General features: G+C 73.2%; 9 protein-coding genes. All 9 read left to right on the forward strand.

Annotated features, from left to right (window positions below; translation table 11 throughout):
• The first annotated feature begins 87 nt into the window (after nt 1-87).
• The 9 genes from ACFVVA_RS36395 (at nt 88) to ACFVVA_RS36435 (ending at nt 14,633) form a co-directional block, all read left to right on the forward strand.
• On the forward strand, nt 88-6,132 hold the full coding sequence (locus tag ACFVVA_RS36395; protein WP_387694985.1) for an acyltransferase domain-containing protein: 6,045 nt from the start codon (nt 88-90) through the stop codon (nt 6,130-6,132).
• Nucleotides 6,129-7,955: an amino acid adenylation domain-containing protein gene (locus ACFVVA_RS36400; RefSeq protein ID WP_387694986.1), complete on the forward strand. Its 1,827-nt coding sequence runs from the start codon at nt 6,129-6,131 to the stop codon at nt 7,953-7,955. Before ACFVVA_RS36395 ends, ACFVVA_RS36400 begins: the two co-directional genes overlap by 4 nt.
• A gap of 37 nt (nt 7,956-7,992) precedes the next feature.
• On the forward strand, nt 7,993-9,777 hold the full coding sequence (locus ACFVVA_RS36405) for a beta-ketoacyl synthase N-terminal-like domain-containing protein (RefSeq protein ID WP_387694987.1): 1,785 nt from the start codon (nt 7,993-7,995) through the stop codon (nt 9,775-9,777).
• Nucleotides 9,774-11,015, forward strand: a complete 1,242-nt coding sequence (locus tag ACFVVA_RS36410; protein WP_387694988.1) for a cytochrome P450 — start codon at nt 9,774-9,776, stop codon at nt 11,013-11,015. Before ACFVVA_RS36405 ends, ACFVVA_RS36410 begins: the two co-directional genes overlap by 4 nt.
• A complete protein-coding gene (locus ACFVVA_RS36415; protein WP_359906749.1) occupies nt 11,012-11,209 on the forward strand; it encodes an MbtH family protein in 198 nt (65 codons plus the stop codon). The genes ACFVVA_RS36410 and ACFVVA_RS36415 overlap by 4 nt, the downstream gene beginning before the upstream one ends.
• A gap of 50 nt (nt 11,210-11,259) precedes the next feature.
• Nucleotides 11,260-11,955 carry a formyltransferase family protein gene (locus ACFVVA_RS36420; RefSeq protein WP_387694989.1) on the forward strand — a complete coding sequence of 232 codons (696 nt, stop codon included), beginning with the start codon at nt 11,260-11,262 and terminating at the stop codon, nt 11,953-11,955.
• A gap of 293 nt (nt 11,956-12,248) precedes the next feature.
• Nucleotides 12,249-12,671, forward strand: a complete 423-nt coding sequence (locus ACFVVA_RS36425; protein WP_387695000.1) for an XRE family transcriptional regulator — start codon at nt 12,249-12,251, stop codon at nt 12,669-12,671.
• Between the two features lie 107 nt (nt 12,672-12,778).
• A complete protein-coding gene (locus ACFVVA_RS36430; RefSeq protein WP_387694990.1) occupies nt 12,779-13,294 on the forward strand; it encodes a ParH-like protein in 516 nt (171 codons plus the stop codon).
• A complete protein-coding gene (locus tag ACFVVA_RS36435) occupies nt 13,287-14,633 on the forward strand; it encodes an MAB_1171c family putative transporter (protein ID WP_387694991.1) in 1,347 nt (448 codons plus the stop codon). Before ACFVVA_RS36430 ends, ACFVVA_RS36435 begins: the two co-directional genes overlap by 8 nt.
• Nucleotides 14,634-14,924 lie beyond the last annotated feature (291 nt).

The raw sequence follows: 14,924 nt of genomic DNA on the forward strand, positions 1-14,924 counted from the left end.
TACGGAATCACTGACGAGCCCCCCTTGTGAACGATCGGTTGTGAAGCTCCACCCGCCCATTTCACCAGCCCTGCTGAGGGAGTCGCCATGCCCCAAGAGCGCGCAGCGCGAGACATATCCGCCGTCACGGATTTCCTGCTAACCCGTTTTGCCGAGCTGTTGGACCTGTCCGCGAACTCGGTGGACCGGTGGGCACCGATGCACCGGTACGGATTGGACTCGCTGAAATCGGTGAACCTCGCGGCCGCCCTGTCCGAGTTCCTCGGCTGGCAGGTCCCGGCCACCTGGATGTGGCAGTACCCGACCGTCGACGGCCTGGCCCGGGCACTCGTCGAGGGCCCGCGTGCCGCGGAGCCCGCCCCGACCGCCCGGCGCCGCACGCCCTCGCACGAGCCCGTCGCGGTCGTGGGCATCGGCTGCCGGTTCCCCGGAGGGCCGGACCCGTCCGCGTTCTGGCGCCTGCTGGTCGAGGGCGGCGACGCCGTCGGACCGGTGCCGGGCGCCCGCCGCGAGCTGCTGAACGACCGGGTGCGCTGGGGCGGATTCATCGACGGCATCGACCGCTTCGACCCGCTGTTCTTCGGCATCTCGCCCCGCGAGGCCGTCCAGATGGACCCGCAGCAACGCCTGATCCTGGAACTGTCCTGGGAGGCGCTGGAGGACGCGGGCATCGCGCCGCACAGCCTGGTCGGCAGTGACACCGGCGTGTTCATGGCCTCCTGTTGGGGCGACTACGCCGCCCTGGCGCACTACCGCGGCCCCGACAGCCAGATCACCCCGCACACCGCGACCGGCATGCACGACGGCATCATCGCCAACCGCGTCTCCTACATCCTCGGCCTGCAGGGCCCCAGCATGGCCATCGACTCCGCCTGCGCGGGCTCGCTGATCTCGGTGCACGTGGGCTGCCAGTCGATCCAGCTGGGCGAGAGCGACCTGGTGCTCGCCGGTGGCGTGAACCTGAGCTTCGTCTCCGACTACTACACCGCCATGGACGCGATGGGCGCGCTCGCCCCGGACGGCCGCTGCAAGTCCTTCGACGCCCGCGCCAACGGCTACGTCCGCGGCGAGGGCGCCGGCGTCGTCGTGCTCGCCCCGCTGAGCGTGGCGCTGGAGCGCGACCTGCCGGTGTACTGCCTGATCAAGGGCAGCTCCTCCAACAACGACGGCCTGAGCAACGGCATGACGGCCCCCAACCCCCAGGCGCAGGAGAAGATGCTCCGCACCGCCTGGCAGCGGGCCGGCGTCTCCCCGGACCTCGTGGACTACATCGAGTGCCACGGCTCCGCGACACCGCTCGGCGACCCGATCGAGGCCAACGCCATCGGCGCCGTCCTGGGCGGCGACCGCCCGCGGCCGCTGCGGCTCGGCTCCGTCAAGTCCAACGTCGGCCACCTGGAGGCGGCCGCCGGGATCGTCGGCCTGGTCAAGCTCGCGATGTCGATGCGCAACGGCGTGCTGCCGCCGAGCCTGCACTACACCGCGCCGAACCCGCAGATCCTGTTCGACGAGTACAACCTCACCGTCCAGGACCGGCTGGAGCCGTGGCCGCGGCACTCCGACGCCCGCCGCGGCGGCGTCAGCTCCTTCGGGTTCGGCGGCTCGATCTGCCACGTCGCCGTCGAGGAACTGCCGCGCCCCGAGGCCTCGCTCCTGCTGCTGGCCGCGGACTCCCGCGAGGCGCTGGCCGAGCGGGCCCGGGCGCTGCGCGACGCGACCGACCTGCGCGCGCTCTGCCGCCGCACGCCCGGCGACGGCCCGTTCCGGCTCGCGGCCACCGCCCGCGACATGGCCGAACTCAGGAGCAGCCTCGACGCCTTCGGCAGCGGTGCGCAGGCCCCCGGACTGAGCGTCGGCGAGCGGGCCGGCCGCCGGCCCCGGGTGGCGTTCCTGTTCTCGGGCAACGGCTCGCAGTGGGTCGGCATGGGCCGGCAACTGCTCGCCGGCCAGCCGGTGTTCCGCCGCTCCATGATGAAGTCCGACCAGCGGATGCGGGAGCTGCTCGGCTTCTCGCTCGTCGAACAGCTGCTGGCCCCCGACGGCCGCCTCGACGACATGGACGTCTTCCAGCCGCTGCTGTTCTCCCTGCAGGTCGCGCTGGCCGAGACCTGGCGCTCGCTGGGGGTGGAGCCGGACGTCGTCGTGGGGCAGAGCGTCGGCGAGTTCGCCGCCTCCCACATCGCCGGCGCCCTCGACTTCGACGACGCCTCCCGCCTGGCCGCCCACCACGGCCGGCTCCTCCAGCTGCTGGCCGTGGGCCGCGGCGAGGGCATCGTGGTGATGACCCCCGCGGACGAGGTCCGGCCGCACCTCACCGGCGGGCTCACCCTCTCCGGCTACAACGGCCTCGGCTCCACGCTCGTCACCGGCACGCCGCAGGAGATCGACGACCTCGTCGAGCGGCTGACCGCGGCCGGCGTCACCAACCACCGGGTGCGGATGGGCCACGCCCCGCACTCGGCGCTGGTCGACCACGTCCTCGCCCCGCTGAAGGTCGAGCTCGACGGCATCAGGCCCCGGAGCACCCGCATCCCGATGATCTCGACGGTCACCGGCGAACTCGTCGACGGCGCGGAGCTCGGACCGGACTACTGGGCGGACAACCTGCGCCGGGAGATCCGGGTGGTCGACGCCCTGACGAAGCTGCGCGACCACGACGTCGACGCGGTGATCGAGATCAGCCCGCACCCCCTCCTGCTCAAGTCGGCCTCGGAGATCCTGCCGGCGGCCACCCTGCCCTCGCTGCGGCGCGGCGCCGACGAGGCCTCGACCCTGCTCGGCTCGCTCGGCGCCCTGTACGCCGCCGGGCACCCCGTCGCGGCCCACCCCTTCCTGGCCGGCGACCGGGGACGGCACGTCGCGCCGAGCCCGGGCGACGCCGCGGCCGACGGGCAGCTGCACCTGGTGCCCGTCACCGCCCGGACCGCGGGCGCGCTGACCGACACCTGCCGCGAGCTGTCCAACCACGTCGAACGCGACCCCGGCCTGCGGGTCTCCGACCTCGCCTACACCCTCGCCGCCAGGCGCACCCACCACAGCCACCGGATCGCGCTGTTCGCCCGCAACCGGCAGGACGTCCTGGACGGACTCGCCCGGGTCGCCGCCGGGCAGCCGCACCCCGACATGGTCACGGGCACGGTCTCCGGCAACGCCGACCGGCGGGTGGCGCTGGTGTTCTCCGGCGGCGGCACCCAGTGGGTCGGCATGGGCCGCGAACTGCTGCGCTCCCACGCCGGCTTCCGGGCCTCGATGAACGCCTGCGACGCCGCCGTGCGCGCGGCCGGCGGCTTCTCGGTGCTCGACCACCTCGCCGCCCCCGCGGAGGAGGCCCGGTACGAGGAGATGGACTTCCAGCAGCCCGTGCTGTTCGCCCTGCAGGTCTCGCTGGCGAAGGTCTGGCTCGACCTGGGCATCGAGCCGGCGGCCGTCGTCGGGCACAGCCTGGGCGAGGTCGCGGCCGCCTGCGTGTCCGGCGCGCTGTCGCTGGAGGACGCCGCCCGGGTCGTGGTCTCGCGCTCGCACCTGCTGGAGCGCAAGGCCGCCGAGGGCGCCATGATCTCGGTCGACCTGCCGGAGGAGGAGCTGCGGCCGCGGCTCGCCCCGTACGCCGAGCACGCCGCCGTCGCCGTGGTCAACAGCCCCACCAGCGCGGCGGTCTCCGGCTCGCCCGAGGCCGTCGACGCCCTGGAGGCCGACCTCCGGCGGGACGGCGTCTCGGTCCGGCGGATCCGGGTCGAACGGCCGGTGCACAGCCCCGGCATGGACCCGCTGATCGAGCCGCTGCGCGAGAGCATCGAGGGCATCACCCCGCTGGCGCCGGCCATCCCCTTCCACTCCACCGCGCTGGCCGACACGGTGAACCCGGTCGCCGACGTCGACTACTGGGTGCACAACCTGCGCAACCAGGTCCGGTTCGCCGAGACGATCGGTGCGCTGGTCGACCGGGGCGTCTCCACCTTCATCGAGATCGGCCCGCACGAGACGCTGCGCGGCGCGGTCGAGGAGATCGGGCTGTCCCGCGGCGTCCAGGTGCACGCGATCAACTCGCTGCGGCGCGAGGAGAGCGACGTCCGCTGCCTGCTGGGCGCCGCCGCCTCGCTGTACGTCAGGGGCCTGCCGCTGACCTTCGACCCGCTCTTCGCCGACGACGTCGAACTCGTGGAGACCCCGCTCGTCCAGTGGCAGAAGGAACGCTACTGGATCGACACCGACACCGGGCCCCGCGCCGCGGCGGCGCCCGCCCCGGCCGTCGGGACCGCGGCCGTCGCCGCGGCCGCGACGGTGGCCGCTCCGGTCGAGGTGCGGCCGGCGGCGACCCCGGCCCCGGCGGACCGGCCGGTGCCGGAGGTCGTCCTCGCCGAACTGGCCGACGCGCTGGGCGTGCCGGTGAGCAGGTTCGACGAGAACGCCGGTCTGCGCGACTTCGGCCTCGACTCGATGCTGGCGATCCGCCTCGTCAACAGGATGCAGGCGGTGCTCGGGCACCGGGTGTCGCCGGTGGTGTTCCTCGACGGGCGCTCCATCGCCGAGGTCGTCGGCCACTTCGTCGGGCTCTCCGGCGGACCGGCCGCGCCCGCCCCCGCGGCAGCGGCACCCCAGGCGCCGGCGGCGGCCGCCCGGCCCGTCCCGGTCCCCGAGGCCGCGCCGAAGCGGTCCTTCCTGGAGGACCTGTCCGAACTGGACGCCGAGGAGCTGGTGGAGGAGCTGGACGCGCGCGGGCTGCTGGAGGCCACCGACGAACCGGCGCTGGAGCAGTTGCGCGCCGAAGGCCTCGGTCTCGAAGTGGCGCCGGCCTCGCACGGCCAGGCCTCGCTCTGGTTCATGCAGATGGTCGCGCCGGACGCCGTGCCGTACAACTTCATGGTGACCGCCCGGATCCGGACGGCGGTCGACGAGGAAGCCCTGGAGCACGCCGTCCGGGCCGTGCTGGACCGGCATCCCGCGCTGCGCACCGTCTTCGTGGAGGCGGGCGGCAGCCCGTACCAGGTCGTCCTGGACGAGCCGGTGTACGAGTTCCTCGTGGTGGACACCTCCGACCTGGACGACGAGCAGGCCCGCGAGGAGCTGGCCCAGTACGGGCACGAGCCGCTCGACATGGACAACGGGCCGCTGGTGCGGATCGTCCTCATGCGGCGCGGACCCTCCGACCACTACCTGATGGTGCTCGTCCACCACATCGCGTCGGACGCGGCCTCGGCCGACGTCATGATCCGCGAACTCCAGGAGTACTACGAGGGCGCCGACCCCGCCCGCAGCGCGCCGGTCGCCCCGTACACCGAGTTCGTCGAGTGGGAGCGGCAGTGGCTGGCCGGTCCGGCGGCCGAGGCGGCCCTGGACTGGTGGTCGCGGAAGCTGGCCGACCCGCCCGCCCACCTCGACCTCTCCAGCAAGGAGCGGCCGCCGGGCGTCACCTACGAGGGCCGCGACATCGCGTTCCGCTGGAGCGCCGAGGAGACCCGCCTGCTGCGGGAGTTCGCGGTGCGCGAGGGCGTGTCGGTGAGCACAGTCGTGCTGGCCGGGTTCTTCGCCACGCTCAACCGCGCGGCCGGGACCGAGGACTCGGTGCTGGCCACCGCCATCGCCCAGCGGGCCGAGCCCGGCTGGGAGTCCGCGATCGGCTACTACCTCAACACCGTGCTGGTGCGGGCGAACCCCTCCGGCGGGCGGAGCTTCCGCGAGCTGCTGCGCGAGGTCCACGCCTACTCGCTCGGCCTCCTGGAGCACATGAACTACCCGCTCGACCTGCTGGCCTCCCAGCTGAAGCCGCCGCGCGCCGAGGGCCGCTCCCCCTGGTTCGACGTGGTGGTCAACTGGCTGTCCTCGGACGCCTTCCCGCGCTCCGTCAAGCTCTTCCACGGCGTCGGCGAGACCATCGACCCGGACGGCGCCCTGCCGCTCGAACCGCTCCAGGTCCGCCGGCACCTCGCCAAGTTCGACCTGGAGATCTCGATGGCCGACATCGACGGCAGGGTGGCCGGCCACGTCCAGTTCAAGCCGAGCTACCTGGAGCGGCGGACCGTGACGGCCCTGCTCGCGCTGTACCGCACCGTGCTCTTCGACTCGATCGCCCGACCCGACCAGGCCCTCGGCGACATCGCGCCGACCGGCCTCCCCAAGGAGACGGACAAGTGACCGAAACCCTGCACTCCGAGTTCATCGCCCAGGCGGTCAAGAATCCCGACGCGACCGCGGTCTACTCCGACGCCGGCGTCCTGACCTACGGCGAGCTGAACGAGCGGTCCCGGGTGCTGGCCGAGCGGCTGGTCGCCGACGGCGCGGGCCCCGGCGTCCCGGTCGGCATCTGCGTCGAGCGCACCCCCGACCTGCTCGTCGCCGTCCTGGCGGCCCTGCGCTCCGGATCCTGCTACCTGCCGCTGGACCCGAACTACCCCGCCGACCGGCTGACCTTCATGGTCCAGGACAGCGGCACCCGCCTGCTGCTCACCACGCCCGCGTCCCGGGCCAGTTGCCCGCCCGGGCCGACGGTCGTCGTGCTCGGGGACGGCGTGACCACCGAGGCCGGCGCGAAGCCCGTCGCGGTCGTGCCCGAGGACACCGCGTACGTCATCTACACCTCGGGCTCCACCGGCAGGCCCAAGGGCGTGGCCGTGCGGCACTCCGGCGCCGTGGCGATGCTCGCCGAGATGGACCGGGTCCTGGAGGGCTGCGACCTGAGCGGCGTCTCGGCCGCCAGCTCGATCTGCTTCGACCTGTCCGTGATGGAGATCTTCAACGCCCTGTGCCGCGGCGGCGCCGTGGTGCTCGTCGAGAGCGCCGTGCACCTGCCGGAGAGCCGGTACGTGGACCGGGTCACCCACCTGTCCGTCGTCCCGTCGGTGATGAACGGCCTGCTCGACGCCGGCGCCCTGCCCCCGAACGTGCGCTCGATCGTGTTCGGCGGCGAGGCCCTGCGCCGCAAGCTGGTCGACCGGGCCTACCAGGAGACCGGCGCCACCCGGGTGTTCAACGCCTACGGCCCCACCGAGGGCACCGTCTTCTGCTCGTTCGGGCTGGTGCCCGAGGAGGGCACCGACGAGCCGACCATCGGCCCGCCGACCACCACCGACCTGGTCTACGTGCTCGACGACGAGCTGAAGCCGCTGCCGGCCGGCGAGGCCGGCGAGCTCTACCTCGGCGGCGTCGGCCTCGCGCACGGCTACGTCAACCGGCCGCGCACCACCGCCGAGCGGTTCCTGCCGGACCCGTTCCGCAGCGGCGAGCGGATGTACCGCACCGGGGACGTCGTCAAGTTCACCGAGAGCGGCGAACTCCAGTTCCTCGGCCGCTCCGACCACCAGGTCAAGCTGCGCGGCTACCGGATCGAGCTGGAGGAGGTCGAGGCCCGGCTGACCGCCTGCCCCGAGGTCCGGGAGGCCGCCGCCACCGTCCGGGGCAACCGGCTCGTCGGCTACGTCGTGCCCGCGGGCGACGGCGCGCCGCAGGACGGCCCCCGACTGGACGCCGCGCTCCAGAGCGCCGTCACCGGCAGGCTCGCCGTCGAACTGCCCGACTACATGGTGCCCGCGACGCTCGTGTTCCTGGACGCCCTCCCGCTGGGCCCGGGCGGGAAGCTCGACCGCAACGCGCTGCCCGAGCCGCCGGCCGCCGACACCGACGGGCCGCTGACCGCCGCCACCACGCCGACCGAGATCGCGCTGTCGGAGATCTGGGGCCAGCTGCTCGACCTCGAACCGTCGACCATCGACGTGCAGTCCGCCTTCTACGACCTCGGCGGCGACTCGCTGCTGCTCGTCCGCCTCGCCCGCCTGATGACCCGGCGCTTCGACCGCCGCGTCCGCGTGCCCGACCTCTTCAGCTTCCGCGACATCGCCTCCCTCGCCCGCTGGCTCGACGACGAGTTCGGCGCCACCCCCGAGGTGGTCCAGTCGGCCCGCCAGCGGGCCGGCGCCCGCCGTGCCGCCCTGCGCGGCCGCGGCGGCGCCACCGGCCGCTGAGTCACGCCCCCTACCCGACACGAAGCAGGAGCCTTCCATGACCGACAGCCCCGAGCAGGAGTACGACCCGGGTGACGTGGCCATCATCGGCATGTCCCTGCGGGCACCGGGTGCCCGCACCAAGGAGCAGTTCTGGGACATCCTCGTCAACGGCCGGGAGACCGTGTCCTTCCTGGCCAAGGACGACATCCACGTCGACGAGACCCTGATCCACAGCCCGTTCTACGTCCGGGCCTGCGGCGTGCTCGACACGTACGACAAGTTCGACCCGTCGGTGTTCGGCATCAGCGACCGGATGGCGGCCGCGATGACCCCGGAGAACCGGCTGTTCCTGGAGAGCGCCTGGGAGTCGCTGGAGGACGGCGGCTACGACCCGGACCGGCTCAAGGCCGAGATCGGCATGTACGGCGCCAACAACCCGCAGACCGCCGCGCTCTACAGCTCCCCGCCGGACCGGGTGTCGGTCGGCCCCGAGGCGATCGAGGCCAGCCTGGCGTGGTCGCCGGACACCATGACCTCCAACGCGCTGTACTACATGGGCCTCACCGGCGAGGCCGTCACCGTCGCCGCCGTCTGTGCGGGCTTCCACTACTCGGTGCACCTGGCCTGCCAGTCGCTGCTGCTGGGCCAGAGCGACATGGCGATCGCCGGCGGCTCGATGGTCCGCCTGCCGCACCCCCGCGGTCACCTCTGGGAGGAGAACCGCATCCTGTCGAAGGACGGCCACTGCCGCCCGTTCGACGCCAACGGCACCGGCACCGCGCTGTCCAGCGGCGTGGTCACCGTGCTGCTGAAGCCGCTCGGCCATGCCGTCGCCGACCGCGACCACGTCTACGCCGTGGTCCGGGGCTCGGCCGTCAACAACAACGGCGTCAGCGCGATGGCGTACGGCCTGGCCCAGCCCGAGCGGCTGAGCGCCTGCATCGCCGCCGCCATGGAGGTCGGCGGCGTCACCCCGGACACCGTGTCCATGTACGAGGCCAACGGCCTCGGCCTGCCGATGACCGACGAGCTCGAAGTGCACGCGGCGACCATGGCGTTCGGCAAGCAGACCGCGACCACCTCGATCGGCGGGGTCAAGGGCAACGTGGGCCACGGCGGCGTGGTGTCGGGCGGCTTCGGCGCGATCAAGGCCGCGCTGTCGCTGTACCACAAGACGCTCCCGGCGACGATCAACCTGACGGAGGTCAACCAGGACCTCGACTTCCCCAGCACCCCCTTCGTGCCGCAGATCGAGGGCGCGGCCTGGGAGCCGGAGGCCGGCATCCGCCGCGCGGGCATCACCTCGATCGGCGGCGGCGGCTACAACGCCCACCTGCTGCTGGAGGAGGCGCCGGCGCCCGCCGAGCGCGCCCCCGAGGACGCGGGCCGGCCGCGGCTGGCCACCCTGTCCGCTCTGGACGACGACGCGCTGGGCCGCCAGCGCACCCGCCTCAAGGAGTGGCTGGAGGCGAACCCCGGCCTGCGCCTGGACGACGTCTGCTTCACCCTCAACCTCGGCCGCAAGGTGATGGCCCGCAGGTGGGCGGCCGTGGTCCGCAGCCGGGAGGAGCTGATCGCGGCGCTGTCCGACGACGCCGCCCGCGGCGCGGCCACCACGACCGCCGCCGCCCCGCGGACCGACCCGGGCGCCTTCTCGCGCAACGACAGCGGGATCGTGCCGGCGGGCCGGGACCACGAGGCGCTGTCCGACCTGGCCGCCGCCTGGGTGACCGGCCAGCAGGTGGACTTCGACGCCCTGCACCTCGGGGAGGCCGGCCGCCGCGTGCCGCTGCCCACCTACCCGTTCCAGCCCCGCCGGTTCTGGCGTACGGACTGGTGAGCATGAGCACACCGGCACTGGACACCTTGGACCTGGGAGACCCGGCCACCTTCGCGGACCACGACCTCGTCGGGTTCTGGCGCACCCTGCGGGACACCGCACCGATGCACTGGAACCCGCCGGTCGGCGGCCGTCGGGGGTTCTGGGTGCTCTCCCGCTACGACGACATCATGGCCACCTACCGGGACAACGTGAACTTCACGTCCCAGCGCGGCAACGTGCTCGTCACCCTCCTGGAGGGCGGCGACGCCGGGGCCGGCCGGATGCTGGCCGTCACCGACGGACCCCGGCACCTGGAGCTGCGCAAGATCCTCCAGCGGGTGCTCTCGCCGAGGGTGCTCGACGAGGTCGCGCAGACCGTCCGGGTCAACACCCGGCAGTGGATCCGCGAGGCGGTCGAGTCCGGCGGCTGCGACTTCGCGGAGCAGATCGCCAGCCGGATCCCGATGACCACGATCTCGAACCTGCTCGGCGTGCCCGAGCGGGACCGGGACTACCTGCTCTCCCTGACCAAGACCGCGCTCTCGGCGGACGACGAGGACGTCGACGAGGTCGACTCCGAGATGGCCCGCAACGAGATCCTGATGTACTTCATGGACATCGTCGAGGAGCGGCGCGAGTCACCGGGCGAGGACGTCATCAGCATGCTGATCGGCAGCGCCATCGACGGGGTGCCGCTGACCGACGAGGACGTCGTGCTGAACTGCTACAGCCTGATCATCGGGGGCGACGAGACCAGCCGGCTGACGATGATCGACTGCGTCCGCACCCTCGCGGCCCAGCCCGAGCAGTGGCGGCGGCTCAAGCAGGGCGAGGTCGCCGTCGAGACCGCCGTGGACGAGGTGCTGCGCTGGGCCTCGCCCACCATGCACTTCGGGCGCAGCGTCGAGCGGGAGACCGAACTGCACGGCGTGCGGCTGCGGCAGGGCGACATCGTCACGCTGTGGCACGCCTCCGGCAACCGCGACGAGCGGGTCTTCGCGCGGCCCGAGGAGTTCGACCTCGGCCGCACCCCCAACAAGCACCTGGCCTTCGGCTACGGCCCGCACTTCTGCGTCGGCTCGTACCTGGCCAAGGTGGAGATCGCCGAACTGCTCAAGGCCCTGCGGGACTTCACCCTCGGCTTCGAGCAGACCGACGAGGCGCTGCCCATCCGGTCCAACTTCCTGACCGGGTTCTCCACCATGCCGGTGCGCTTCGATCCCGATCACTCCGGACTGAAAGAGGTCGACCGATGAGCGGCAACCCCTTCGACGGCGGGGAGGGCGACTGGCTGGTCGTCGTGAACGCCGACGAGCAGTACGCGCTGTGGCGGCCGCACCTGGCCGTCCCGGACGGCTGGCGGATCGTCCACTCCTGCCCGGACCGTGAGGGCGCCCTCGACTACGTCGAGCAGCACTTCACCACCGCGGTGGGAACGCCGGCGGCCTGACCGCGACCCGACGGCGACCACCACCCGAACCAGCGACCGCAGGAGTGCGGATGAACATCTACATGTCAGGACAAGGGGCGTTCGCGGTTCAGGTCGCGGAAGCCCTCCTGGACAACGGTCACAAGATCGTCGGCGCGGCCGCGCCCCGGCTGCGCAAGGGCAAGTCCGACGAGAGCGACGCGATGGCCTGGGACCGCCTGCGCGCCTGGGCGTTCCCCCGGGACATCCCCTGGACGGACTCGGCCGAACTGCGCGCGATGCACATCCCGGACGGGGTGGACATCATCGTCGCGGCGCACTCGCACGCCTTCCTCGGCCGCAACACGCGCGCCAGGGCCACCGTCGCCACCATCGGGTACCACCCCAGCCTGCTGCCGCTGCACCGCGGCCGGGACGCGATCCGATGGACCATCCGCGACGGCGACAAGGTGACGGGCGGGAGCGTCTACCACCTCACCGAGCGCACCGACGGCGGCCCGCTCGCCGCCCAGGAGCACCTGTTCGTGCCCCCGGGCTCGACCGCGCAGAGCCTGTGGCGCGACCACCTGGCTCCGCTGGGCGTGCGGCTGCTGCTGAAGGTGGTCGCCGACCTCGCCGCGGACCGGCGGATCGAGGTCCCCCAGGACGAGAAGCTGGCGACCTGGGAACCCGCGATGGACACCCAGCCGCTGTTCAAGCCGGAACTGATCGCCCTGCCCGGCAACACCCGGGTCGACAGCGACAAGTGGGCGCTGCACGAGGGGTGACAACCGCGTACCGGCCCGACGACCGGACCGGATCGATCAGGTCGACCCAGCAGGTGCCCCCGGGTGTTCGGCACTCCGGGGGCACCTGCCGCGGCGTCCTCCACGGCTGCCGCCGTCCCGCGCCCGACACCCCCTCCCGCCCGGGAGGGGGCCGGGAAACGGCACGGCCCGACACCGGCGCCGCGCCCGAAGCTACGATGGTTCCCCGGCGGCCGAACCCGTGCACCAGCGCCGCCCGAACCGGCAGTGGTGGCGCAGGAGGCCAGGTGACGCAGGAGGCGGAGATGGCGGAGATGGCGGGAGCCGGGGCGAGTTCGCTCGCCGAGAAGATCGAGACGCTGTTCCGCACGGTCCGGCGCCCCAACCGGGAGCAGTACAGCAACGAGGACGTGGCGCGCGCCTGCCGCGAGGCCACCGGCGAGACCTTCTCGGCCACCTACCTGTGGCAGCTGCGCACCGGCAGGCGCGACAACCCGACCAAACGTCACCTGGAAGCCCTGGCACGGTTCTTCCAGGTATCGCCCGCCTACTTCTTCGACGACCGCTCCGAGGAGATCCTCGCCGAACTCGCCGTCCTGGAGGCGCTGCGGGACGCCGGCGTCCGGAACATGGCGCTGCGGGCGGTGGAACTCTCGCCCGAAGCCCTGGACACGGTCTCCGATGTGATCGAGACTATCGCTCGCCGGGAGGCTGCCAGGGGCAAACCCTCCCGGTGAGCACGACGCGGTGCCACCGGGAGGCACCCCGCGACGGCTGACCGGCCACGCCACCCGGCGGACAGGTGAGGCGCGCATTGCGGTGGATCCGGCGGCACGGCGGACTGATGCGGCGCTGCCGCGCGATCAGCGACTCGCTCGAACTCCCCGACCCGTTCGACGCCGCCGAGCTCGTCGCCCGCCTCGCCCGCGACCGCGGCCGGCCCATCGACCTGATCGCCGTACCCGCACGGCCCGGGGCGCCGTGCGGACTGCTCGTGACGACCGGTCAGGCCGACTACATCGTCTACGCCGAGGACACCAGCGAGGTGCACCGCCAGCACATCCTGGTGCACGAGTACGCCCACCTCCTGCTGGGCCACACCGACGGCACCCCCGCCGACCCGGGACTCACCCGCGGCCTGCTGCCGCACCTCTCCCCGGCACTGATCGGGAAGGTCCTGGGACGCACCGTCTACCTCGAACCGCAGGAGCAGGAGGCCGAGTTGCTCGCCTCGCTGATCCTCAAGCGCGCCCTGCTGACCGGCGCCCGGCCGTCCGGCGCCGAGCCCCGCGACGCCGAGTGGGCGCACCGGCTCGCCCCCCTGCTGGGCACCCGCCGCCCGACCGGCCCGCATGACTGACCCCGTCCTCGCCCTCGCCGCGGCCTTCCTGCTCGGCCTGGGCAGCTACCGCTTCCTCGCGGGCCGGCGCCGCGGCCGCTCGCCGGCCCTGCTCTTCACCTGCTGCTTCGCCTGGTGCTTCGGGGCCTTCCTGGCGCTGACGGCCGCCCGGGCCAGGGTGGACCTCGACCACGGAACCGGCCTGGCGGGCCTGTCCGGCATGCTCGCCGACCACCTCAGGACGGGCTCCGCCGGATTCCTCGCACTGACCGCCGTCGCACTGCGCCGCCCCGAGGCCGACGCCCGCGCGCTGCGCCGCCGCTGTGCCGGCACCGCCCTCGCGGTCCTCGCCGCGACCGTCCTGTTCCTGCTCGCCCGGCCCAGGGAGGACGGCGGCCAACTGGTGGCCACCGGCGCCCTCGGCCCCGTGGCGCTGGCCGGCTACGACCTGGTCATCACCGGCTACGCGACCGGCTGCCTGGTCACCCTGCTGCGCCAGACGCTGCACTGGACCCGCCGGGCCGACGACACGGCCCTGCGCACGGCCCTCGGCCTGGTCTCCCTCACCACCGCCGTCGGTCTGATCTGGACCGCCTGGGGCCTCGACGACGTCCTCGGCGCCCTGCGCACGGGCCGTCAGCTGACCACCGAGGACACCGTCTCGCTGGCACTCGGACGCGTGTGCGCGATCCTGCTGCTGGCCGGCGCCACCACGCTGCTGTGGGCGCGCGCCGGGCGTGCCGTCCGGCGGTGGCGGGCCGCGTACCGCGGCTACCGGGCGCTCGGGCCGCTGTGGCGGGCCCTGCACGCGGCCTTCCCGCAGATCGCCCTCACCACGGGCCGGATCACCACGGGCCGAATCACCGGCGGCCGGATCACCGCGGGCCGAATGCCTCCCGCCGACGCCGAACTCGCCCTTTACCGCCGGGTCATCGAGATCCGCGACGGGCTGCTGATCCTGCGCCGCTACCGCACGGCCGAGGACTCCCCCTCCCCCGACGGCAGTCCCGGCGGGGCCCCTTCCACCGACGCCCCCTCCGCCGAAGCCGACGCCTCCGCCGACACCGACGCCGCCGCGCGGGCCGAGGCCGTCCGGATCGCCGCCGCCCTGCACCGCGCCCGCACCCGGGCTCCCGACGCCCTCCTCCGCAGCGGCCCGCCACCGGCCGAACCGCACCTGCCGCACACCGGCGGCATGGAGGCCGAGACCCGCTGGCTGGGGCAGATCGCCCAGGCGCTGCGGAACCTGCCGCCGCTGCCGGCCGGGCCGGCGGCGGACCGGAGCCCGGACGCGGCGCCTTCCGCTCCCGAATCGGCATTTCCCGGATCCCGATTCGGCATTTCCGATTCACCGACCTGACGACAACTTGACCACAACAAGGCCTAGTTATTCCGCCGAAGAAATCTGACGAACAGCCAGGCGGAAAGAGCGGAAATGTCCCGAGGGCAGCTCGCCCTCGGCCGCTCCGCGCCCGGGAACCGTCCACCCCCGCACCGGCGTCCCGTTTCCGGGGCACGTCGGTGACCGTCCGCAGCCCCCGCAGTCGCCCGGACCGCGCCGCCTCCATTCGCGACACCCCGGGTGACCAGCATCGACAACCAGAAGATGGGATGCCCACCACTCGCCGCGGCGCCGCATCGAAGCTGTCGG

It is taken from the genome of Kitasatospora sp. NPDC058048 (assembly GCF_042885555.1).
In the GTDB taxonomy this organism is placed as follows: domain Bacteria; phylum Actinomycetota; class Actinomycetes; order Streptomycetales; family Streptomycetaceae; genus Kitasatospora; species Kitasatospora lactacystinica.